Annotated in this window: 18 protein-coding genes; 6 read left to right on the top strand and 12 right to left on the bottom strand. The window is 69.0% G+C overall.

All coding sequences use genetic code 11. The annotated features are described in order from the left end of the window. Window positions 1–168: 168 nt before the first annotated feature. On the top strand, window positions 169–1,470 hold the full coding sequence (clcA, locus tag GBB76_RS00210) for a H(+)/Cl(-) exchange transporter ClcA (protein ID WP_152301413.1): 1,302 nt from the start codon (window positions 169–171) through the stop codon (window positions 1,468–1,470). Between the two features lie 23 nt (window positions 1,471–1,493). Here the strand turns inward: clcA and GBB76_RS00205 are convergent, their stop codons facing one another. The 4 genes from GBB76_RS00205 to phnC all read right to left on the bottom strand — a co-directional run bounded on the left by GBB76_RS00205 (window position 1,494) and on the right by phnC (window position 6,348). Then, window positions 1,494–3,236, bottom strand: coding sequence for an ABC transporter ATP-binding protein/permease (locus GBB76_RS00205; protein ID WP_152301412.1), 1,743 nt, complete (start codon window positions 3,234–3,236; stop codon window positions 1,494–1,496). Between the two features lie 210 nt (window positions 3,237–3,446). Continuing rightward, window positions 3,447–4,277, bottom strand: coding sequence for a phosphonate ABC transporter, permease protein PhnE (gene phnE / locus GBB76_RS00200; protein ID WP_152301411.1), 831 nt, complete (start codon window positions 4,275–4,277; stop codon window positions 3,447–3,449). 207 nt (window positions 4,278–4,484) lie between these two features. After that, the gene (phnD, locus tag GBB76_RS00195; protein WP_152301410.1) at window positions 4,485–5,492 is read right to left on the bottom strand and encodes a phosphonate ABC transporter substrate-binding protein; all 1,008 of its coding nucleotides are present in this window, start codon (window positions 5,490–5,492) and stop codon (window positions 4,485–4,487) included. Window positions 5,493–5,505: 13 nt separating this feature from the next. Then, the gene (gene phnC, locus GBB76_RS00190) at window positions 5,506–6,348 is read right to left on the bottom strand and encodes a phosphonate ABC transporter ATP-binding protein (RefSeq protein ID WP_152301409.1); all 843 of its coding nucleotides are present in this window, start codon (window positions 6,346–6,348) and stop codon (window positions 5,506–5,508) included. A gap of 350 nt (window positions 6,349–6,698) precedes the next feature. Between phnC and GBB76_RS00185 the strand changes: the two genes are divergently transcribed. Continuing rightward, window positions 6,699–7,160: a hypothetical protein gene (locus GBB76_RS00185; protein ID WP_152301408.1), complete on the top strand. Its 462-nt coding sequence runs from the start codon at window positions 6,699–6,701 to the stop codon at window positions 7,158–7,160. On the opposite strand, the gene GBB76_RS00180 is transcribed toward GBB76_RS00185, so the two are convergent. Genes GBB76_RS00180 through GBB76_RS00170 form a run of 3 tightly spaced genes read right to left on the bottom strand, consistent with a single transcriptional unit; the run spans window position 7,147 to window position 10,801 of the window. Beyond that, window positions 7,147–8,040 (bottom strand): alpha/beta hydrolase, encoded by an 894-nt coding sequence (locus GBB76_RS00180; RefSeq protein WP_152301407.1) that lies wholly within the window; start codon window positions 8,038–8,040, stop codon window positions 7,147–7,149. The genes GBB76_RS00185 and GBB76_RS00180 overlap by 14 nt on opposite strands. Window positions 8,041–8,073: 33 nt before the next feature. Further along, window positions 8,074–9,126, bottom strand: a complete 1,053-nt coding sequence (locus GBB76_RS00175) for a hypothetical protein (RefSeq protein WP_246668980.1) — start codon at window positions 9,124–9,126, stop codon at window positions 8,074–8,076. Window positions 9,127–9,133: 7 nt separating this feature from the next. Then, entirely contained in the window at window positions 9,134–10,801 is a 1,668-nt protein-coding gene (locus GBB76_RS00170; protein ID WP_152301406.1) for an electron transfer flavoprotein-ubiquinone oxidoreductase, read from the bottom strand. A gap of 111 nt (window positions 10,802–10,912) precedes the next feature. Between GBB76_RS00170 and GBB76_RS00165 the strand changes: the two genes are divergently transcribed. From GBB76_RS00165 to cydB, 3 genes are all read left to right on the top strand, one after another. Beyond that, a complete protein-coding gene (locus GBB76_RS00165; RefSeq protein WP_152301405.1) occupies window positions 10,913–11,821 on the top strand; it encodes a uracil-DNA glycosylase family protein in 909 nt (302 codons plus the stop codon). Between the two features lie 121 nt (window positions 11,822–11,942). Continuing rightward, window positions 11,943–13,355 carry a cytochrome ubiquinol oxidase subunit I gene (locus tag GBB76_RS00160; RefSeq protein ID WP_152301404.1) on the top strand — a complete coding sequence of 471 codons (1,413 nt, stop codon included), beginning with the start codon at window positions 11,943–11,945 and terminating at the stop codon, window positions 13,353–13,355. 3 nt (window positions 13,356–13,358) lie between these two features. After that, window positions 13,359–14,381 carry a cytochrome d ubiquinol oxidase subunit II gene (gene cydB, locus GBB76_RS00155; RefSeq protein WP_152301403.1) on the top strand — a complete coding sequence of 341 codons (1,023 nt, stop codon included), beginning with the start codon at window positions 13,359–13,361 and terminating at the stop codon, window positions 14,379–14,381. Window positions 14,382–14,402: 21 nt separating this feature from the next. Here cydB and GBB76_RS00150 read toward each other — a convergent pair whose 3' ends face one another. The 5 genes from GBB76_RS00150 to GBB76_RS00130 all read right to left on the bottom strand — a co-directional run bounded on the left by GBB76_RS00150 (window position 14,403) and on the right by GBB76_RS00130 (window position 18,750). Continuing rightward, the gene (locus GBB76_RS00150; RefSeq protein ID WP_152301402.1) at window positions 14,403–15,032 is read right to left on the bottom strand and encodes a ribonuclease HII; all 630 of its coding nucleotides are present in this window, start codon (window positions 15,030–15,032) and stop codon (window positions 14,403–14,405) included. A gap of 370 nt (window positions 15,033–15,402) precedes the next feature. Further along, window positions 15,403–17,043 (bottom strand): chaperonin GroEL, encoded by a 1,641-nt coding sequence (groL, locus tag GBB76_RS00145; RefSeq protein WP_152301401.1) that lies wholly within the window; start codon window positions 17,041–17,043, stop codon window positions 15,403–15,405. Between the two features lie 47 nt (window positions 17,044–17,090). Beyond that, window positions 17,091–17,387 (bottom strand): co-chaperone GroES, encoded by a 297-nt coding sequence (gene groES, locus GBB76_RS00140; RefSeq protein ID WP_152301400.1) that lies wholly within the window; start codon window positions 17,385–17,387, stop codon window positions 17,091–17,093. Between the two features lie 255 nt (window positions 17,388–17,642). Beyond that, a complete protein-coding gene (locus GBB76_RS00135) occupies window positions 17,643–18,137 on the bottom strand; it encodes a phasin (protein ID WP_152301399.1) in 495 nt (164 codons plus the stop codon). A 241-nt stretch (window positions 18,138–18,378) separates the two neighbouring features. Then, entirely contained in the window at window positions 18,379–18,750 is a 372-nt protein-coding gene (locus GBB76_RS00130; RefSeq protein WP_152301398.1) for a phasin family protein, read from the bottom strand. A 322-nt stretch (window positions 18,751–19,072) separates the two neighbouring features. On the opposite strand from GBB76_RS00130, the gene GBB76_RS00125 reads away from it, so the two are divergent. Then, complete coding sequence (locus tag GBB76_RS00125) at window positions 19,073–21,727, top strand: PAS domain-containing protein (protein ID WP_152301397.1); 2,655 nt, start codon at window positions 19,073–19,075, stop codon at window positions 21,725–21,727. Window positions 21,728–21,762: the final 35 nt, after the last annotated feature.

Raw genomic sequence — 21,762 nt, 5'->3', positions numbered from 1 at the left:
GCCACTCACCCCGTCATGGCCGGGCCTGGCCCGGCCATCCACGCCTTCTGGCGACCAGACCGTGGATCCCCGGGTCGAGCCCGGGGATGACGTTGCTCATGAAACCTTCCGATCCCCGCCCAGCGATGCTAACCGATGCGGGGGCAGCAGGGACGCAGAGGGGCAGGCATGAGCAATGTGCCGTATCACGCGGTGGCGATACTGGTCGGCGCGATCGTCGGCGTGCTCGGCTCCGGCCTGCATGTCGGCGTCGAGACCTTCACCGCCGCCTGGCCCGCCTTCCTGCACGGGACTCTCCAGCTCGACGGCGTCGCGCTCTACGCCGCCGGCGCGCTGGTCGCCGCCGCCATGACCCTCACCGCGCTCTGGCTGGTGCGCCGCTTCGCCCCGGAAGCCAGCGGCTCCGGCGTGCCGGAGATCGAGGGCGCGATGGAAGGGCTGCGCGAGGTGCGCTGGCACCGCGTGCTGCCGGTGAAGTTCGTCGGCGGCTTCCTCTCGCTGTCCTCCGGCATGGTGCTCGGCCGCGAGGGCCCCACCATCCATATCGGCGCCTCGGTCGCCAAGGCGGCCTCCGACCTGATGAAATGGCCGTCCGAGGACATGCGGGCGATGCTCGCAGCGGGCGGCGCGGCGGGCCTCGCGGCGGCGTTCAACGCGCCGCTGGCGGCGGTGCTCTTCGTCATCGAGGAAACCCGCCGGCAGTTTCCCTATTCCTCGCGCAGCTACATCGCCGTCGTGCTCGCCTCCATCGCCAGCGCCATCGTCACCGAGTACCTGACCGGCAACCGGCCTTACATGCTGCTGGAAGCCTCGGCCATCCCCTATGGCTGGCTGCCGGCCTTCATGGTGCTGGGCGCCGTCCTCGGCGTGGTCGGCGTCGTCTTCAACCGCACGCTGGTCTGGTCGCTTGACCATGTACGCCGGCTCGGCCAGCGCACCTCCTTCTACATCTTCCCGGCCGTGGTCGGCCTCGTCGTCGGCGTGCTGATCTTCGTGCGGCCGGAGGCGACGCAAGGCGGCGAACTGCTGGCCGTGCAACTGACCAAGGAAGGGCTGCCGCTGGCCATGCTGGCGGTCATCGTGCTGCTGCGCTTCGTCATGACGATGGCGAGCTATTCCACCGGCGTCGCCGGCGGCATCTTCGCGCCCATCCTCGCCCTCGCCACCACCATCGGCCTCTGCTACGGCACCGCCATCGAGAGCGTGACGGCGCTGCCCGAGCACGGGCACGCCGCCTTCGCCATCGCAGCCATGAGCGGGCTGTTCGCCTCCACCATCGGCGCGCCGATGGTCGGCATGGTGCTGGTGCTCGAACTCACCGGCGCCTATGCGGTGCTGGTGCCGGTGATGATCACCGCCATCTTCTCCAACATGACCTCGCTGGCGCTGGGCGGACGCCCGATCTACGAGATCCTGCTGGAACGCACGCTGGCGATCGAGGCGGAGGGCCGCGCCGCCGCCTCGCGCTGAGCCGCCCGGTTTAGCCGCCCGGCTCAGGCGCCCGCCGGAACTCCCTCCAGCGTCGCCGGCCCGTCGCCGCTGCGGTGCAGCTCGATATGGCGCTCGTGCAGTTCCCGCAGCGTCGAGCGGTGGCCGATCGACAGGATCGCCGCCGCCGGCAGGCGCTCGCGCAGCAGGCGGTAGAGTGCCGCCTCGCCCGGCTCGTCGAGCGCCGAGGTCGCTTCGTCCAGCAGCAGCACGTCCGGCTTGATCAGCAGAGCGCGGGCGACCGCGAGGCGCTGCTGCTCGCCGCCCGACATCACCGCCGGCCACAGCGCCCGCTCGTCGAGCCGCCCGGCGAAGCCGGCCAGGCCGACCGCCTCCAGCGCGAGGCGCAGTTCCTCGTCCTCGTGCCGGCCGATCGGGTCGGGATAGGCGAGCGCGCCGCGCAGCGAGCCGATGGGCAGGTAGGGACGCTGCGGCAGCGTCAGCATGCGGGCGCCCGGTGCCAGGGCGATCTGCCCGTGGCCATAGGGCCAGATGCCGGCAATGGCGCGCAGCAGCGTGCTCTTGCCGCTTCCCGAGGGCCCGGTGAGCAGCACCCGCTCGCCGCGCCGGACATCGAAATCGTCGACGGTGAGCAGCGCGCGCCCGTCCGGCAGGCGCACCTCCATCTGCGCGAGGGCGAGCGGCGCGTCGGCCGTCACCGCCGGCGCCTCGCGGAACTCGCTCTGCAGCGCCTCGGCCTGCGTCATCTGCACCGAGCGCTCGAAGCCGACCAGACGGTCGACCACCGATTTCCAGTCGGCGAGCGTGGCATAGGCGCCGATGAAGAAGGAGAAGGAGCCCTGCACCTGCCCGAAGGCCGAGCCGGTCTGCATGAGCTGGCCGAGCTGGATGGTGCCGGCGAAATAGGCCGGCGAGACCACCACGAAGGGGAAGATCACCGAGAGCTGGCTGTAGCCGGCGGTGAACCAGGTCAGCCGCTTCTGCGCGATCATGATGCCCCAGTAATTGTGCACCACATGGGCGAAGCGCGAGAGCAGGCGCCCGCGCTCCACCGGCTCGCCGCTCATCAGCGCGATCTGCTCGCCATTCTCGCGCACGCGCACCAGTTCGACGCGGTAATCCGCCTCGAAGCGCTGCTGGTCGAAGTTCAGCTTCACCAGCACCCGGCCGATGAGATGGGCCAGCAGCGTGCCGGCCGCCGCATAGGCGAAGGCGGCCCAGACGAGATAGCCGGGGATGGTCCAGCTTCCGCCGAACAGGTTGAACGAGAAGCCACCCGACAGGCCCCACAGGATGACGGCGAAGGAGCACAGCGTCATCACCGCGTTGAGCAGGCCCAGAAACAGGCTGATGGTCTGCGCGATGTAGCTGCGGATGTCCTCGGCGATGCGCTGGTCGGGGTTGTCGGCCATGTCGCCCTTCAGCCGCATCCGGTAGTGCGTCTGGTTGGCGAGCCAGGCGGAGAGGTACTTCTCGGTCATCCAGTTGCGCCAGCGTATCTCCAGCCACTGGCGCAGATAGACCTGATAGACGGCGACCGTGATCGCGCCCGCCGCGATGAAGGCGAAAATCCAGAGCTGGCGGGTGAAGGCCGCATAGTCCTTCTCCTGGATCGCGTCGTAGAAGACGGCGTTCCACTTGTTGACCATCACGGAGGCGAAGACCCAGGCCACCTCCATGGCGACCACCGCCCCCAGCAGCGCGAGGCCGCGCCAGCGGTCTTCACCGCGGAAATAGGGAATGGACAGCCGCCAGACATCGGCGAGGAGCGAGAGGATGGCACGCAAGGGAGCGACTCCGGTGGGGCGGAACGGCCATATGAGCCGGCCGATGCTGGCGGGACGGTGACCGCGACATTAATGTTTGGAGAGCTTGTGCGCCATTTTCCGCCCGGCGGGCGCGCGCCGTGCGAAACGAAAAAAGGCGCGGACGATCCCGTCCGCGCCGCGTCTCGTGCGTCGGCCGCCCCGGCAGGCCGGGACGGCGTCCTGAAAGGCTCAGATGAACCGCTTGCGAACCCGCTGGCTGATCATGTCGAGCACCGAGACCGTCAGCACCACGATGATCAGGATCGCGGCGGCCTGCGAGTAGAGGAAGCCGCGCATGGTCTCGTTGAAGGTCATGCCGATGCCGCCGCCGCCGACGATGCCGAGCACGGTCGCCGAGCGGACATTGGATTCGAAGCGGTAGAGGGCATAGGAGATCCACAGCGGCAGAACCTGCGGCAGCACGCCGTAGATCACTTCCTGCAGCCAGGTGCCGCCGGTGCCGCGAATGCCCTCGACCGGGGCCGGGTCGATGGCCTCGACGGCCTCCGAGAACAGCTTGGCGATCACGCCGGTGGTGTGGATCCACAGCGCCATCACGCCGGCGAAGGGGCCGAGGCCGACGGCGGCGATGAAGATCAGCGCGAACACCAGCTCGTTGATGGCGCGGCAGGCGTCCATCACCCGGCGGATCGGGAAGGCGACCCAGCGCGGCACCACATTGTCGGCCGAGAGGATGCCGAAGGGGATGCCGACAATCACGGCCAGCAGGGTGCCCCAGATGGCGATCGCCAGCGTTTCCAGCATGGCGTTGAGATAGACGTCCCAGTCGGTGAAGTCGGGACGCAGGAAGTCGGCGCCGAGGGTGGCCATGTTGCCGGCGTCGCGCATGAGCTGGGCCGGGTTCATCTCCGCCTCGTGCCAGGAGAACACCAGCAGCACCACCAGCAGGGCGCCGAGGGCGAGGCGCGTCAGGCGGGTGAGGAGCGGCGTCACCGGCGGGGCCGGCAGAGCGCGCTCAGCGGCGCGGTGGGCGGTACGCTCGGCTTCGGTGGCGAACATGGCGGTGTCCCTGTCGTCGGCACGGCCGCGGCGTCGCGGCGGCAAGGAGGGCGGATTCCGAGGGCGTATTTCGAGGGCGGTTCTCGATGGCGGGGCTGTGCCGGCCGCCTCTCGCGGCGATCCCGGAGGCGGCCCTGTCGGCCGCTCCGGGATCGGGATCGGATCGCGAGGAAGAGGACGGGCGGCGCGCAGGCCGCCCGTCGCAGCTCACATGCTGGGGAGCTTCTTCTGCTGCTCTTCGAGAGCGGCGAGCTTGGCGTCGATGTCCTTGATCTTCGCGGCCTTCTCGTCAGCCGAGAGCTTGTCGTCGTTCTGGGCCTTGACCTTGGCCTTGAACAGTTCGAGCTGGCGAACCGGGATCAGCTGGGCGTCGGAAGAGGCGAGGAAGGGACCCCAGCCGTCCGAGGTCTTGGCGAGCACGGCGCGGGCATGCTCGATCTCTTCCGGCGTGCCGTTGCGGCCATAGGTCATGAAGAAGGTGTAGATCTTGGCCTTGAGGTCAGCCGGCAGATCCTTGCGCCACACGATCGGGTCGCCGGCGATCAGCGGCGAGCGCCACACTTCCTTGATCTTGGCGGCTTCGGCCGGACGGGTCGACTGGAGGCGCGACACGTTCTCGGTGTTGTTGGTGGCGAAGTCGACCTGCTTGTTGGCGACCGACAGCAGGTTGGCTTCATGGTTGCCGGCCACGACGCGCTTGTAGCACTTGTTCGGGTCGACATTGTTCAGCGCGAAGACGTAGTAGCTCGGCACCAAGAAGCCCGAGGTGGAGTTCGGGTCGCCATTGCCGAAGTTGTAGCCCTTCGAGCAGTCCAGGACGTCCTTGAGCTCGTTGATGTCGTTGCGGTCGACGTTGGTGACGATCAGCGAGTAGTAGCCCGAGGAACCGTCCGGCTTGGCGGTCTTCACGAACACTTCGCCGCCCGCGCGGTCCACCGCTTCCATGGCCGACTTGTTGCCGTACCACGCCACGTCGACCTTCTTGAAGCGCATGCCCTCGATCACGCCGGCATAGTCGCCGACGAAGAAGGGCTTCACCGGAATGCCGATGGCCTTTTCCATGTCCTTGATCAGCGGCTCGAAGCTCTTGGCGAGGTTGGCCGAGGACTCGGTCGAGATGAAGCCGAAGTTCAGTTCCTTGATCTCTTCGGCGGCGCGGGCCGGGGCGCTCGCGAGGGCGGCCAGCGCGAGGCTGGCGGCGATCAGGCGTTTCATGGGTGTGCTCCTGTCAGGAAACGGTCTGGGAGGGGGCAGCGGCATCGGCGGGAACCGGCACCACGAACTGGCTGGGAAGGATCAGCTCCTCGGCGCTGGCGCCGTAGAGCTCGGTCAGGAAGGCCGCGTTGATCTGCGCGGCGGGGCCGTCGAACACGACGCGCCCGGCATTCATCGCGATGACGCGGTCGAAATAGGCGGTGGCGTAGTCCACCTGATGCAGCGACACGACCAGCGCGATGCCGTGGTCGCGGCTCAGCGTCACCAGCGTGTCCATCACCCGCTTGGCGCTCTTGGGGTCGAGCGAGGCGATCGGCTCGTCGGCGAGCACGAGGCGGGCGCCCTGCACCAGCGCGCGGGCGATGGCGACGCGCTGCTGCTGGCCGCCGGAAAGCTCGCGGGCACGCTTGGCGGCGTGCTGGGCGATGCCGACCTCGGCGAGTGCGGCATAGGCTGTGCGCTTCTCGTCGGCATTGAACAGGCCGAGCGTGCCGCGCAGCACGTTGATCCGGCCGAGCACGCCGACCAGCACGTTGGTCATGACGCTGAGCCGGCCGGCAAGTGCGAACTGCTGGAAGACGAGGCCGATATTGCGGCGCGCCGCGCGCACCTCAGAGGCCAGGCGGCCGCCTTCCTGTACCTTGAGGCCGAAGGCGTGCACCGCGCCGGTGCCGTTACCCTGCGCATCGGCCAGGATCAGCCCGGAGGCGAGGCGGATCAGCGTCGACTTGCCGGAGCCCGAGGCGCCGATCAGCGCCACGCGCTCGCCCTCCCGGATCAGGATCGAGACGTTGTCCACGGCGCGCATGGCGCCATAGGTCTTGCTGACCCGGTCGAGTTGCAGCGCCGCCGCCATCGGAACTCCTGCCGGCTGTTGAAGACCGGCTTGGGTTAACGGCGCGCCGTGACGAGTGGATGAAGGTGACATTACAGTTCGATGACGGCGCGCAATGCCGCATGCCGCGCCGCTTTGCGCGGGTTGGCGGTCCGGCCGCCCGCACGCGCGCCGCATTCACGGGATTCGCCTGCGTTTTCAATCCGCCCGTGTCGTCGTCCCGGGGAACGCTCTCCGGCCGGCCGCAACGCGGGAGGTAACGGGCACCCGCGCGATTGCGGGCGGGACGGGTCTCGTACCTTCGTTGACTTCGCCCGCGCGCCGTCGTCACACTTCCGCGATGGCTGGCAGACCGGCGGCAGGGGGATTCGATGTACTACGCGCTTATTGTGCTGACGATGGTGGTGGCGCCGGTCATCAGCATCGGCGCCGAGTTCGGCAGCATCACCAGCCTTGGCGGCTTCGTCGTCGCCGCCACCAAATGGTTCGCCTTCTGGGCGGTCGGCGTGCGGCTGCTGCTGGCCGGCGTCTCGCAGATCCTCAAGCCCGGCTTCACGCTGAAGACCATCCTCGGCGTCGAGGCGCCGCATGCCCATGTCATCGTGCAGGAGCTTGGCTTCGCAAATGTCTCCATCGGCCTCGCCGGCCTGCTGTCGATCGTCTTCTCGATCTGGGCGCTGCCGGTCGCCTTCATCGGCGGCCTGTTCCTCGGCCTCGCCGGCCTCAACCACATGCGGCGCCCGGACCGGGGCCTGCGCGAGAACGTGGCGATGATCTCCGACCTGTGGGCCGCCGGCGTCTTGCTCGCGGTGTTCGTGTTCAGCCTGTTCTGAGCGCGAACTGTGCGCGCAGCCAGCCGGCGGCGCGCACAAGCCCGGCACGCCCATCGGCAAGCCGGGCGGCCCACAGCATCCACGCATGGATCATGTGCGGCCACACCTCCAGCACCACCGGCACCTCGGCGGCACCGAGCGCGCGGGCAATGCTCACCGCATCGTCCAGCAGCCCCTCGCTGGAGCCCACCTGGACCAGCGTCGGCGGCAGTCCGGCAAGGTCGGCGAAGAGCGGCGAGACCGCCGGATCGCGCGCATCGCGCCCCGCCAGAAAGGCTTGCGCCAGCCCGGCGAGATAGTCTCGGCTGATCAGCGGATCGACCGCCGCTTTGCTGTCAAGCGTGGCGCCGCTCATCGTCAGGTCGGTCCAGGGCGAGACCAGCCAGGCGGCGGCAGGCATTTCCTCCCCTGCCTCGCGCAGGGCTATCAGCGTGGCGAGCGTCAGATTGCCGCCGGCGCTGTCGCCGCCGATCGCGATGGCCTCCGCCGCATAGCCCTGCGCCCGCAGGAAACGCCAGGCGGCGAGAGCGTCGTCGAGCGCGGCGGGATAGGGGTGCTCCGGCGCCAGCCGGTAGCCGATGGCGAGGGTGCGGATGCCCGCCTGCCTGCCGAAGGCACCCACCATCGCCCGATGGCTGCGGATCGAGCCCGAGCAGTAGCCGCCGCCGTGGAAATACAGCAGGACGCGCGTCGCGTCGCTCCCCGGCGCCAGCGACCATTCGGCCGGCAGCCCCTCAAGGTCGACAGGCGTGAACGCGACGTCATCGGGCGGCCGGTCGATGGCGCAGATGTCGTCCATCCGCTGCCGCCGCTCCGCCCAGCTTGTCGGGCGCGGCTGGCCCACGAAGAGTTGCCTCAGTTCGTCGATGTCGCTGGCCATTCGATCCCCCAGGCGCCAATGCTCGCCGCCCCGCTATTTCGGCCGGAACCCGACATAGCCGCCCTCGCCGTCGAACAGCACGTCGAAGCCGTTGAGCAGATGGTAGCTGGTGTTCACGAAGGCCGCCCGGTCGGACACGCGCAGATGCACGGCGCTCGGCGCCATCGGGGAGCCGTCGCCGACCGCGAAGCTGTAGAGCGGAAAGGCCGCCTCGCCCGCCCCGACACTCACCGCGACCTGCGTGCCGGGTGCCAGCGTGCCGGGTGCCAATGTACGCTGCGCTCCTGCCGCCTGCCCGGGCGGCACGGTCATGAACATCGCCGACACGCCGGTATCGACCAGCACCGAGCCGCAGGCCGGCGGCGTGGCTCCGTTGAGCGAGATGCAGGCCGGCGTCGGCTTCCAGTCGGTGCCGTCGGCGTTGCGCTCCAGCTTGAGATAGCGGAACACGCCGCGCGTATTGGCGGCGGTGAGCCCCACATGCACCCCCTCGCGGGTGAGCACATAGCCCTGCCGGCGCGGGCCCTCGCCGCCGGCGACATTGAGCAGCGGGTTCTTGTCCGGGGTGCTCTGGCTCTGGCGGTCGCCCTCGCGGGCGAAGCCGACGCCGACCATGGCGATGTTGCGCGGGCTGGTGGTCGGCGCGCAGCTTCGCGCGGTGTCGAGGCACTGGACCTCGGTCACGACGAGCACCGGCAGCGGGGCGGTCGTCACGCTCGCGCCCTCGCGCCCGCTCAGCGTCACCGGCATCACGACCCACTGGCCCAGCATCACCCGGCCCGAACTCGTATAGGTCAGCTTCGCCGGCCCCTGCGAGGGGAACTGCTCGAAGCCGGGCACGAATTCGGCGGCGACGACGATGCCGGTCGAGCCGGAATCGATCTCGGCCCGCAGGGTGCGCCCGCCAAGGGAGAGGCCGATGCGCGGCACGCCGTCGATCTCGCCGGGCACGGCGTTGAGGTAGCGCAGGAACAGCCCCTCGCGATAGGGCGTGTAGTCCGGCCCCTGCTGCGCCGACGCCGGGTCCGCCGCGAGAAGGACGGCGAGCGCCGCCGCCGGAAGGGTCGCCAGAAGCCGGAAGAGCATGCGCGCCTCACATATTGGGGTAGTTCGGTCCGCCGCCGCCCTCGGGCGCCACCCAGGTGATGTTCTGGTTGGGGTCCTTGATGTCGCAGGTCTTGCAGTGCACGCAGTTCTGCGCGTTGATCACATAGCGCGCGCCCGCACCGTTTCCATCCGCCTCCACCCATTCATAGACGCCCGCCGGGCAGTAGCGGGCGGACGGGCCGCCATAGACGTCGTGCTCGGAGGCTTTCTGCAGGGCGGGGTCCGCCACCTTCAGGTGAATGGGCTGGTCCTCCTCGTGATTGGTGTTCGACAGGAACACCGAGGAGAGCCGGTCGAAGGAAACGACGCCATCGGGCTTGGGGTAGGCGATCGGCTTCGTCTCCGCCACCGGCTTCAGCGTGGCGTGGTCGGGCTTGCCGTGCTTCAGCGTGCCGAACAGCGAGAAGCCGAGCAGAGTGTTGGTCCACATGTCGAGCCCGCCGAGCGCGATGCCCAGATAGGTACCGAACTTGGACCACAGCGGCTTGGCGTTGCGCACCTTCCACAGGTCGCGCCCGATGTCCGAGCCGCGCCAGCCGGCCTCGTAGCCTTCCAGCACGTCGTGCTGGCGGCCGGCGGCCAGCGCGCCCGCCACGTCCTCGGCAGCGAGCATGCCGGAAAGCACCGCGTTGTGGCTGCCCTTGATGCGCGGCACATTGACGAAGCCCGCCGCGCAGCCAACCAGCGCGCCGCCGGGGAAGACCAGCTTCGGCACCGACTGGAAGCCGCCCTCGGTGATGGCGCGCGCGCCATAGGAGATGCGCTTGCCGCCCTCCAGCGTGGGGCGCACCAGCGGGTGGGTCTTGAAGCGCTGGAACTCCTCGAAGGGCGACAGATGCGGGTTGGCGTAGTTGAGGTGGACGACGAAGCCCACCATCACCTGCCGGTCCTCCATGTGGTAGAGGAACGAGCCGCCGCCGGTGGCGGAATCCAGCGGCCAGCCGAAGGAATGCTGCACCAGTCCCGGCCGGTGCTGCTCGGCCGACACCGTCCACAATTCCTTGAGCCCGATGCCGAATTTCTGCGGCTCGCGCCCCTCGCCGAGCCCGTAGCGGGCGATGAGCTGCCGGGTGAGCTGGCCGCGCGCGCCCTCGGCGAACAGCGTGTATTTCGCGCGAAGCTCCATGCCGCGCGTGTAGCGGTCGGTCATCTCGCCGTCGCGGCCTATCCCCATGTCGCCGGTGGCGATGCCGACGACCGCGCCGTCCTCGAAGAGAACCTCGCTCGCGGCGAAGCCGGGATAGATCTCGACGCCAAGCGCCTCGGCCTTCGCCGCCAGCCAGCGGCAGACATTGCCGAGCGAGCCGATATAGGCACCGTGATTGCCCATCAGCGGCGGCAGCAGCGCATTCGGCAGCCGCAGCGCGCCCGCCGGCCCGAGGAAATAGAAGCGGTCGTCGGTGACGGGGGTCTTCAGCGGCGCGTCCGCCTCCTGCCTCCAGTCGGGGAACAGCCGGTCGAGCCCTATGGGGTCGATGACCGCGCCGGAGAGAATATGCGCGCCGACCTCCGAGCCCTTCTCGACCACCACGACGGCGAGATTCTCGTCGAGCTGCTTGAGCCGGATCGCCGCCGCGAGGCCGGCCGGTCCCGCGCCGACGACCACGACGTCGAATTCCATGGCCTCGCGTTCCGGCAGTTCCGCCGCGTCCATCACTCAACCTCCGCCGCAACGTGCTGATTGGACTTCTTCCACGCTTGCCCCGACCTGACAACTCTCCCCGCGACGGATAGGATCGCCCCTTCGCCGGGAAGAATGCGCCTGATGACCTCGACACTTAGCGACACGGAATTTGGCGAGCGCGACGCGCTGGCCGAGATCCTCGCCTTCCATCTGGAGGCGGGGGTCGATGTCGCGCTGGGCGAGGAGCCGGTCGACCGTTTCACCGAGAGCGCTGCCGAGCGCGAGGCCGCCTTGGCCCGCACGGCGCGCGCGCCGGAACGCCCCGCGCAGGAGAACCCGCGCGAATCTTCGCGGCCCGCCGCTTCGATGGCACCGCCGGCAGCCGCGCGCGCGCCGGCGACGCCCGCTGCCCCGGACGAGGCGCCGCCGCCGCCCGATCTCGCCGCAATCGAGGCGCGCGAGGCCGCCGCCTCGGCGCCGGACCTCGACACGCTGCGCGCCCTGCTGGAACGCTTTGACGGCTGCCCGCTCAAGCACACGGCGACGCGCCTCGTCTTCGCCGACGGCAACCCGCAGGCGCGCCTGATGCTGGTCGGCGAGGCGCCGGGCCGCGACGAGGACATCGAGGGCAAGCCCTTCGTCGGGCGCTCGGGCAAGCTGCTCGACCGCATGCTGGCCGCCATCGGCATCGACCGCACGAACGCCTATATCGCCAATGTCGTGCCCTGGCGCCCGCCGGGCAACCGCACGCCGACGCCGCAGGAAACCGCCATCTGCCTGCCCTTCATCCGGCGGCAGATCGAACTCGCCAATCCCGACGTGCTGGTCTGTCTCGGCGGCCCCTCGGCGCAGACCCTGCTCGGCATACGCGACGGCATCACCAAGGCGCGCGGGCGGTGGTCGGACTACGACACCGGCAGCCGCGTCATCCCCGCGCTCGCCACCTTCCACCCGGCCTATCTGCTGCGCACGCCGCTCGGCAAGCGCATGGCCTGGCGCGACATGCTCGCCATCGAGGCCAAGCTCGCCGGTCTGCCGCCGCGTCCCTGACGCGATGCCGCGAGCGGTCGTCATGTCGCATAGGACCAATTGAACCGTTCCATACTGGCCCTGCCCGGCATAGGCTACGCCACGTCACCCCTCGCCGGCGGTGACGGCAGAGGGGAGAGCGATGGAATTCGACCCGATCCTACTGGCGCGCATCCAGTTCGCCTTCACCGTGTCCTTCCACGTCATTTTCCCGAGCTTCACCATCGGGCTCGCGGCCTATATCGCGACGCTGGAAGTGCTGTGGATCGCCACCGGGCACGAGCGCTATCACCGCATCGCGCGCTTCTTCACCAAGATCTTCGCCGTCTCCTTCGCCATGGGCGTGGTGTCCGGCATCGTGCTGTCCTACCAGTTCGGCACCAACTGGAGCCGCTTCGCCCATGTCGGCGGCAACGTGATCGGGCCGCTGATCGGCTACGAGGTGCTGACTGCCTTCTTCCTGGAGGCGACCTTCCTCGGCATCATGCTCTTCGGCTGGAACCGGGTGCCGCGCGGCCTGCACGTCTTCGCCTGCGTGATGGTGGCGGCCGGCACCTCGCTGTCGGCCTTCTGGATCCTCGCCGCCAACAGCTGGATGCAGACCCCGGCGGGCTATGAGCTGATCGACGGCATCGCCCACCCGACCGACTGGCTCACCGTCATCTTCAACCCGAGCTTCCCCTATCGCTTCGCCCATATGGTGACGGCCTGCTACCTCACCACCGCCTTCGTCGTGCTCGCGGTCGGCGCCCGCTACGTCTATGCCGGGCGCTACCCGGAGGACGGGCGCACCATGATGCGTATGGCGATCGGGCTGATCGCCATCCTCGCGCCGGTACAGGCCTTCATCGGCGACTCGCACGGCCTCAACACGCTGGAGCACCAGCCCGCGAAGATCGCGGCCATCGAGGCGCATTGGGGCTCCAGCGAGGATATCGGCGGCAGCGTGCCGCTGGTGCTGTTCGCCATTCCCAACGAGGAAACGGAGACCAACGACTACCAGATCGAGATCCCCTATCTCGGCAGCCTCATCCTCACCCACAGCCTCGACGGCAAGATCAAGGGGCTGAAGGAGTTCGCGCGCGAGGACCGGCCGCCGGTCGCGATTCCCTTCTTCGCCTTCCGCATCATGGTCGGGCTCGGCCTCCTGATGATCGCGGTCGGCTGGCTCGGCGCCTTCCTGCTGTGGCGGCGCCGGCTGTTCGAGACCGACTGGTATCTCGCCCCGCTCCAGCACATCTGGCCGATCGGCTTCGTCACCATCCTGGCGGGCTGGTTCGTCACCGAGGTGGGCCGGCAGCCCTATGTGATCTATGGCGTGCTGCGCACCGAGGACGCCATCTCCCCCGTCGCCGGCTGGGCGCTGGCGACCTCGCTGGCGCTGTTCGTGCTGGTCTACGCCGTCGTGTTCTCGGGCGGCATCTACTACATCAACCGCCTGATCGCGAAGGGACCGGAGGGCGCCGCGCTGGACCCGCCCGAGGGCGTTCCCAACCGCCCGCTCGCCTCCGCCCACAAGGCGACGCGCGCCGCCATCAACGCCCGGGAGGAATGAGCCATGGCCATCACCGTCGGCATGGAATGGTACCTGCCCGTCATCTGGTCGCTGCTGCTCGCCGTCGCCATCGCCATGTATGTGGTGCTGGACGGCTTCGACCTCGGCATGGGCATCCTGTTCCCCTTCGCGGCGAACGACCGCGAGCGCGACCAGATGATGAACTCGGTCGCCCCCTTCTGGGACGGCAACGAGACCTGGCTGGTGCTGGGCGGCGGCGGCCTGCTGGTCGCCTTCCCCCTCGCCTACTCCATCGTGATGCCGGCGCTCTATCTGCCGGTCATCTTCATGCTGCTGGCGCTGGTGTTTCGCGGCGTCGCCTTCGAGTTCCGCCACGTCGCCGACACCAGCCGCTATCTCTGGAGCATCTCGTTTGCCGGCGGCTCGACGCTGGCGGCCTTCTTCCAGGGCGTGCTGCTGGGCGGCTTCGTGCAGGGGATCAAGGTCGAGAACAACGCCTTTGCCGGCGGCCCGCTCGACTGGGCGACCCCCTTCGCGCTGGTCTGCGGCGTGGCCGTGGTGGCGGGCTATGCGCTGATCGGCAGCGTGTGGCTGGTGATGAAGACCGAGGGCGCGGCGGCCGAGCGCGCCCGCGCCCGCGCCAAGGTGCTGTTGCCGGCGGTGCTGGTGTTCATGGCGATCGTCAGCCTGTGGACGCCGATCGCCTTCCCGCGTATCGCGGAACGCTGGTTCACCACGCCCAACCTGTTCTATCTGGCGCCGGTGCCGCTCATCACGCTGGCGCTCGCCTATGGCGTCTGGCGCTGGCTCGAGAAGGGCTATGAGCACCTGCCCTTCTTCGGCGTCATCGGGCTGTTCCTGCTCGGCTATCTCGGCATCGGAATCTCGATCTTCCCCTATCTGATCCCGCCCACGCTCACCGTCTGGGAGACCGCGGCGGCGCCGGCCAGCCAGATCTTCATGCTGATCGGCACGGTGTTCCTGCTGCCGATCATCCTCGGCTACATCGTCTTCGTGTACTGGCTGTTTCGCGGCAAGGTCCGCGAGGGCGAGGGCTACCACTAGCCCTCAAAGGAGGGCCGCGTCCTATTCCGCCGCCGCCAGCCGGGCGCGGATGGGCGCGAAGGAGGTGCGGTGGTGGCGACAGACGCCGAGCTGCGCCAGCGCCGCCTGATGCTCGGGCGTGCCATAGCCCATGTGACGCTCGAAGCCGTAGCCGGGATGGGCGGCGCCGAGCGAGGCCATCAGGCGGTCGCGCGTCACCTTGGCGACGATCGAGGCCGCCGCGATGGACGCGACGAGGCCGTCGCCGCCGACGATGGTGCGTGCCGCGCACGGCACCGGCGGCACGTCGTTTCCGTCCACCAGCACGAGGCGCGGCGCCTTCGGCAGCCCGGCGACGGCGCGCGAGAGCGCCCACAGCGTCGCCTGCCGGATATTGTGCCCGTCGATACGCGCCGGCGGCGCGAAGGCCAGCGAGACCTCCGCCGTGGCGCAGATGGCCTCGAACAGCCGCTCGCGCTGCGCGGCCGACAGGCGCTTGGAATCGTCGAGCCCGTCCGGCACGCGCGCCGGATCCAGCACCACCGCGCAGGCGACCACGGGGCCCGCCCACGGCCCGCGCCCCACCTCGTCGACACCGGCCACCGGCACGTCGCCGGCCTTCCAGGCGGCGCGTTCCAGCGCGAAATCCGGCTTGGTGCGTCTGACGGCCATGGCAGCGGTTCCCGGAATCGACTCGCGGCGCCGATCCCCGGCGCCGGCCGGAAAATGCCGCCCCGGACGCCCGGACGCAACCGCGCTTGGCAGGGCAGTAGATGGCGCGCGGCGTGGCCATCCATGCCTTCACGCGGCAGCCCCAAGCGGCAGCCCAAGAGGTAGCCCCAAGTCGTGGATCCCCGGGTCAAGCCCGGGGATGACGCCGCTGGGCTCAAAAGCAAAGGGCGCGGCTCGCGCCGCGCCCTCGCATATTTGTGCACTCAGCCAACCGCAGGGGCGGATGGACGTCCTCAGAAGTCCATGCCGCCACACAAGCCGGCCTCGCCGGCTTGTGCACTTAACCCATCGCAGGGGCGGAAGGACTTCCTCAGAAGTCCATGCCGCCCATGCCGCCGCCGCCCGGCATGGCCGGGGCGCCGCCGTCACGCTTCGGCATGTCGGCGATCATCGCCTCGGTGGTGATCAGCAGGCCGGCGATCGAGGCGGCGTCCTGCAGCGCGGTGCGCACGACCTTGGCCGGATCGACGATGCCGGTGGCGATCATGTCGACGAACTGCTCGGTCTGGGCGTTGAAGCCGAAGTTCTGGTCCTTCGACTCGAGCACCTTGCCGACCACGATCGAGCCCTCAACGCCGGAGTTCTCGGCGATCTGACGGATCGGAGCCTCAAGCGCGCGCAGCACGATCTTGATGCCGGCCTGGATGTCCGGGTTGTCGGAGGTGAGCTTCTCGACCGCCTTCTTGGCGCGCAGCAGGGCGATGCCGCCGCCGGGGACGATGCCTTCCTGAACGGCCGCGCGGGTCGCGTTCAGAGCGTCGTCGATGCGGTCCTTCTTCTCCTTGACCTCGACTTCCGTCGCGCCGCCGACGCGGATCACCGCGACGCCGCCGGCCAGCTTGGCCAGACGCTCCTGGAGCTTCTCGCGGTCGTAGTCCGAGGAAGTCTCCTCGATCTGCGACTTGATCTGCGCCACGCGGCCCTCGATGTCCTTCTTCTTGCCGACGCCGTCGACAATCGTGGTCTTTTCCTTCTCGATGATCACCTTCTTGGCGCGGCCGAGCATGGCGAGCGAGACGCTCTCCAGCTTGATGCCGAGCTCTTCGGAGATCACCTGGCCGCCGGTGAGGATGGCGATATCCTCAAGCATGGCCTTGCGGCGGTCGCCGAAGCCGGGGGCCTTCACGGCCGCGACCTTCAGGCCGCCGCGCAGCTTGTTGACGACCAGCGTGGCCAGAGCCTCGCCCTCGACGTCCTCGGCGACGATCAGCAGCGGCTTGCCCGACTGCACGACCTGCTCGAGAACCGGCAGGATCGCCTGCAGGCCGGAGAGCTTCTTGTCGAAAATGAGCAGGTACGGATCTTCGAGATCCACCGTCATCTTCTCGGGGTTGGTGACGAAATAGGGGGAGAGGTAGCCACGGTCGAACTGCATGCCCTCAACCACGTCGAGCTCGGTCTCGGCGGTCTTGGCTTCCTCGACGGTGATCACGCCCTCATTGCCCACGCGCTGCATGGCGCCGGCGATCATCTCGCCGATGGACACGTCGCCATTGGCCGAGATGGTGCCGACCTGCGCGACTTCGTCGGAGTTCTTCACCTTCTTGGCGCGCTTCTCGATGTCCTTGATCGCCTCGATCACGGCCAGATCGACGCCGCGCTTGAGGTCCATCGGGTTCATGCCGGCGGCGACGAACTTGGCGCCCTCGCGGACGATCGACTGGGCGAGCACGGTGGCGGTGGTGGTGCCGTCGCCGGCGAGGTCGTTGGTCTTCGAGGCCACTTCGCGCACCATCTGGGCGCCCATGTTCTCGAACTTGTCCTCGAGCTCGATCTCCTTGGCGACGGTGACGCCGTCCTTGGTGATGCGCGGGGCGCCGAAGCTCTTGTCGATCACGACGTTACGACCCTTGGGGCCGAGCGTGACCTTCACCGCGTTGGCGAGGATGTCGACGCCGCGCAGCATCCTGTCGCGCGCATCACCACCGAATTTTACGTCCTTGGCAGCCATCTGGCCTACTCCTGAATTCTGTTGTGTCCGGGTCGCTTCGGCCGATGTCAGCCGACGATGCCGAGGACGTCCGATTCCTTCATGATCAGGACGTCCTGACCGTCGATCTTGACCTCGGTGCCCGACCACTTGCCGAACAGCACCTTGTCGCCGGCCTTCACGTCGAGCGGCACCAGCTTGCCGGCCTCGTCGCGCGCGCCCGGGCCCACGGCCACGACTTCGCCCTGCGAGGGCTTTTCCTTGGCGCTGTCCGGGATGATGATGCCGCCTGCGGTCTTTTCCTCGGCATCGAGGCGCTTCACCACGATGCGGTCGTGCAGGGGGCGGAACTTCAGCTTGGCCATCGGTAGATCCTCGGTCTTCCTGTCTCGCGCCGGCGTGGCGCGGGGTGAGCAGCTATGCGCTGGGCAGGTTACTAGCACTCTTCGAAAGCGAGTGCCAATGCCGCCGAAATGGGATGGCCGGGGAAGGGTGTCAAGCGCGTGCGGCGCTTAGGAAGCGAGCGCCGCCGCAAACATGTCGCGCCGCTTGCCGCCCGACATGAAAAGACCCGGCCCGCAAGGCGGTCCGGGTCTTGGTCATTCACGTCGAAGAAGCGTTCAGGACGCCTTCTTCATGGTCTTCTCCACCGACGCCTTGATCGGCTCGGCGGTGTCGGTGGCGACCTTCTGGGCCAGCGTCGACAGTTCCTTCGCCTGGGCCGAGAGAACGTCGAACTGCTTGCGCAGATGGCCGGTCGACAGTTCGACCGCTTCCGAGACGCTCTTGGTACCGAGCAGCAGGCCGAAATAGTCGAAGGCGGAGTTCACATTGGTGCGCAGCGACTCGAGCGCCACCGCGTTGTATTCCGCCACGCCCTTGGAGGCGGTGGAATAGGTGTCCTCGAGGAGATCGGTCGTCTCCTCGGCGCTGGCTTTCATCTTCTCATAGGCTTCGCGGGCGTTCTGCACGCCCTTCTCGGCCATTTCCCGCACGACGGCGGGGACTTCCAGATTGGTCGGAATGTCGAGCTTCGGCATCGCCGCCTCGAAAGCGGAGGTCGCAGCCTTGGCGACTTTCTTGGTGGACGCAGTAACCGGGGTGGCCTCAACCATGGGTTTTCTCCTCGCACTCGCGGCGGATACGGAAAGGCACCGACCGCTTCCGCGCTGGCGATCGTGCCATGACCGGCAGGCCGGCTCCGAACGGGAAGCCGGAGGTCTGCCCTGTCTCATCTGCCATAATTGTGCATTGCAATATCATATTGCAATGCACAATCAACCCGCCTGTGCGCTTTTTTTGCCGGTCCGCCGCAAACCCGCCCGGCGTCGGGCGAGGCTCGCCCGCAGCGTGCGGCTAGGTGCTTTTCGGGAAGCCGGCGGCCGCGCCGGCATGCTCGCCGAGCGCCTTGGTCTGCTCGGTGAGGCGGGCGGCCTGTTCCTTCACATATTCGGCGTGAAGATGGGCCCATTCGTCCACCGTGCTCGCCTTGGCGAGCCGGGAGGCGAAATCGAAACCGGCGGCGATGTTGGCTTCCGCGAAGTCCAGCGTGGTGCGGCCGAGGTCGCGCGCGTTCTCGTGCGCGGCATCGAACTGCCGGCCGGCATCGTCCAGCGCCTTGTGCGCGGCGTCGATGAAGCCGTCGATAGCCGCGCGGGCCTGATCGACGCCCTGCTCGGCGATGGTGCGCAGTTCCGGCGGAATATCGAGCTTGGGATCATTAGCCATGGTCGCAGACTCCGTCCTCGGGTGAATGTCGATCCTAGCCGCCGCTCGCCAAGGGTAAATCGGGGCACATGCCTACAACGAAAGTAGTAGGTGCGCTGCAAAACGCAACCCGAAAATGTCCCGCCCGGGCCATCGGCGGTTGCAAGTGATTAACCGGGATCGGTGGCATCCGGTTAACCGGAAAAGATGAAGCTGCCACGACAGGGCCCGGTTCGCATGGCACGCGGGGCCGGCCGGCATTATTGTTAGCTTTCGGCGGCATGCCTCTCCTGGCGGGCCGCCCTCTCCGGCGCAGTGCCGGCGGTCTCATTTCTGGCGGGTCATGAACACTCCGACGGACGGTTTCGGCAGCTCAGCGATCGACGCGCTGCGGGCCCAGGCGGCTTCCGCCCTGGCAGCGGCGGCGCCGGCTGTGCTCGTCCATGCCGACGGAACCCTCCTTGCCGCCAACCCCGCCGGCCGCGCCGCGCTCGACGAGCGCCTCGCCGCGAGCCTTGGCGCGCGTCTGGCGCCGGGGCTGCGCCCGGGCCGCCCGGCCCGGCTGGAGCGGGTGCGCCTGCCCGGCCGCCTGACACCGGCAACCTTTGCCTGCTCGCTTCTCGTCTCAGGCCCGGCCCGCGCGGTGCTGCTGGTCGCCCTCGACATCGCCCCTGTAACCGCCGCCGATGCCGCGCCAACCGCACCCGCAACGGCGGAAGCCGCGTCCGCTGCGGCGCCGGCCAGCCTCCGCTTCACCTGGCGCACCGGACTCGACGCCCGGCTCTCCGCCATCGACCCGCGCCTCGCCGCCGCGCTCGGCCGCGCGCCGGAGGAGATCGCCGGGCTCGACTGGCGCGCCCTCGGCGCCCATGGCGTCCACCGCGCGGTGCTGGAAGGGCTGAGCTTCAATCATCTTCCCGCCCTGCTGCCCACCGCGCAGGGCGACCTGCTGGATGTCGAACTGGGCGGCGCTCCCATCCGTGGCGAGGGCCTGCGCGGCTTCGGCATCGTGAAGGGCCGGCGCGCGCTCCCCGCCGGTTCGTCGCCCGAGCCCGCCGCGCCGCCCGCCCCACCCCGCGCCCCATACGCCGAGGCACAGCCGGCGACCCCGGCGCCGGACTCCTCGCCCGTGCGGGTGACGCTGAGCATCGTGCCCTCGTCGCCGAATGTCGTTCCGCTGCGCGCCGGCCACGGCGCCGGAAACGGCACGGGCGCCGGCGAGGCCCCGCGCGCCGACGGCGTGCGCGCCTCCTGGGAAGGACTGTCGACCGGCGAGCGCAACGCCTTCCGCGAGATCGCCCGCGCCCTCGGTGCCCGGCTCGAAGGCGTGGATGACTTCCCCGCGCCGCCCGAAGCCGCGCCGGCCGAGCCCGAGTCTTTCGCAGCTGAGTCTTTCGCACCCGAACCTTCCGCGCCCCAGCCTTCTGCGCCCGAGCCGGCAGCGGAGACCCCGCCCCCCGCCGCGCCCGTCGCTCCCGCTCCAGCCGCCGGGCCGGAAGGGCTGCACCGCGTTCTGGCCGAGGGCGAGCGCCCGGTGCTCGACCGCCTGCCGCTCGGCCTGGTTGCGTTCCGGGGCGACCGGCTGCTCTATGCCAACCGCGCCCTGCTGGACTGGACCGGCTATGCCGACCTGTCGGTGATGGAGAGCGCGGGCGGCCTCGCCGCCCTGTTCGACTCCGGCACCGACGACGACGCGGACGGGCGCACGCTCACCATTTTCGACGCCGCCGGTGCGCCGATCGCCGTCGAGGCCCGGCTGATGTCGGCGCCGTGGGACGGCGGCACGGCGATGCTCTACGTCCTGCACCGCACCTCCGGCGCCGCCGAGGCGCGCCAGCGCGAAAGCCTGCGCGCCGCCGAGCTGGCTTTGCGCGAGGCGGAAAGCTCCGGGCGTGAGCTGCGCGCCATTCTCGACACCGCGACCGACGGCGTGGTGCTGCTCGATGCCGCCGGCACCATCCTCGGCATGAACCACCCGGCCGAGGCGCTGTTCGGCTTCAACGCCTCCGACGTGCAGGGCGAGGCCTTCACCCTGCTGCTGGCTCCCGAGAGCCACCGCCCCGCCGTCGACTATCTCGACGGCCTCGCCTCCAACGGCGTGGCGAGCGTGCTCAATGACGGGCGCGAGGTGATCGGGCGTGTGCGCGAGGGTGGGCTGATCCCGCTCTTCATGACCATGGGCCGGGTCGGCGACGACCCCACCAAATTCTGCGCCGTGCTGCGCGACATCACCCAGTGGAAGCGTGCCGAGGAGGAGCTGATCGAGGCCAAGCGGCTCGCCGAGCGCGCCAACCTCGCCAAGTCCGACTTCCTCGCCAAGATCAGCCACGAGATCCGCACGCCGCTCAACGCCATCATCGGCTTCTCCGAGGTGATGATGGAGGAGCGTTTCGGCGCCATCGAGAACCAGCGCTACCGCGACTATCTGCGCGACATCCACGCCTCGGGCGAGCACCTCATCTCGCTGATCAACGACCTGCTCGACCTGTCGAAGATCGAGGCCGGCAAACTCGACCTCGCCTTCACCAGCGTGCCGCTCAACGAGATCGTGCAGCAGTGCATGGGCATCATGCAGCCGCAGGCCAATCGCGAGCGCATCATCATCCGCTCCTCGCTGGCCACCGACCTGCCGCCCGTGGTGGCGGATGCGCGCTCGATCCGGCAGATCGTGCTGAACCTCGTGTCCAACTCGATCAAGTTCACCCATCCGGGCGGGCAGGTCATCGTCTCGACCACGCTCACCGAAGAGGGCGAGGTGGTGATGCGGGTGCGCGACACCGGCGTCGGCATGACCGAATCCGACATCGCCATCGCCATGGAGCCGTTCCGCCAGATCGCCACCTCCGGCCGCGCCGGCTCGGGCGGCACCGGCCTGGGCCTGCCGCTGACCAAGGCACTGGCCGAAGCCAATCGCGCCGCCTTCAACATCCGCAGCGCGGTCGATGTCGGCACCATCGTCGAGATCACCTTCCCCTCGACGCGCGTGCTGGCGGAGTGAGCGGCTCGGCGCTGCCATGGGCCGCCGGCTAGAGG

Source organism: Ancylobacter sp. TS-1 (assembly GCF_009223885.1).
Classification (GTDB): Bacteria; Pseudomonadota; Alphaproteobacteria; order Rhizobiales; family Xanthobacteraceae; genus Ancylobacter.
The sequence above is the reverse complement of the archived record's forward strand: the minus strand, read 5'-3'. Positions and strand labels throughout refer to the sequence as shown.

Excerpts from the sequence above, each read along its gene's own strand:
- GBB76_RS00175 (WP_246668980.1), bottom strand. The coding sequence starts at position 9,126 with ATGCTCTTCCGGCTTCTGGCGACCCTTCCGGCGGCGGCGCTCGCCGTC.
- groL (WP_152301401.1), bottom strand. The coding sequence starts at position 17,043 with ATGGCTGCCAAGGACGTAAAATTCGGTGGTGATGCGCGCGACAGGATG.
- cydB (WP_152301403.1), top strand. The coding sequence starts at position 13,359 with ATGGCCATCACCGTCGGCATGGAATGGTACCTGCCCGTCATCTGGTCG.
- phnD (WP_152301410.1), bottom strand. The coding sequence starts at position 5,492 with ATGAAACGCCTGATCGCCGCCAGCCTCGCGCTGGCCGCCCTCGCGAGC.
- GBB76_RS00125 (WP_152301397.1), top strand. The coding sequence starts at position 19,073 with ATGAACACTCCGACGGACGGTTTCGGCAGCTCAGCGATCGACGCGCTG.
- GBB76_RS00135 (WP_152301399.1), bottom strand. The coding sequence starts at position 18,137 with ATGGTTGAGGCCACCCCGGTTACTGCGTCCACCAAGAAAGTCGCCAAG.
- GBB76_RS00170 (WP_152301406.1), bottom strand. The coding sequence starts at position 10,801 with ATGGACGCGGCGGAACTGCCGGAACGCGAGGCCATGGAATTCGACGTC.
- GBB76_RS00150 (WP_152301402.1), bottom strand. The coding sequence starts at position 15,032 with ATGGCCGTCAGACGCACCAAGCCGGATTTCGCGCTGGAACGCGCCGCC.
- groES (WP_152301400.1), bottom strand. The coding sequence starts at position 17,387 with ATGGCCAAGCTGAAGTTCCGCCCCCTGCACGACCGCATCGTGGTGAAG.
- GBB76_RS00130 (WP_152301398.1), bottom strand. The coding sequence starts at position 18,750 with ATGGCTAATGATCCCAAGCTCGATATTCCGCCGGAACTGCGCACCATC.
- GBB76_RS00160 (WP_152301404.1), top strand. The coding sequence starts at position 11,943 with ATGGAATTCGACCCGATCCTACTGGCGCGCATCCAGTTCGCCTTCACC.
- GBB76_RS00185 (WP_152301408.1), top strand. The coding sequence starts at position 6,699 with ATGTACTACGCGCTTATTGTGCTGACGATGGTGGTGGCGCCGGTCATC.
- clcA (WP_152301413.1), top strand. The coding sequence starts at position 169 with ATGAGCAATGTGCCGTATCACGCGGTGGCGATACTGGTCGGCGCGATC.
- GBB76_RS00180 (WP_152301407.1), bottom strand. The coding sequence starts at position 8,040 with ATGGCCAGCGACATCGACGAACTGAGGCAACTCTTCGTGGGCCAGCCG.
- GBB76_RS00165 (WP_152301405.1), top strand. The coding sequence starts at position 10,913 with ATGACCTCGACACTTAGCGACACGGAATTTGGCGAGCGCGACGCGCTG.
- phnE (WP_152301411.1), bottom strand. The coding sequence starts at position 4,277 with ATGTTCGCCACCGAAGCCGAGCGTACCGCCCACCGCGCCGCTGAGCGC.
- phnC (WP_152301409.1), bottom strand. The coding sequence starts at position 6,348 with ATGGCGGCGGCGCTGCAACTCGACCGGGTCAGCAAGACCTATGGCGCC.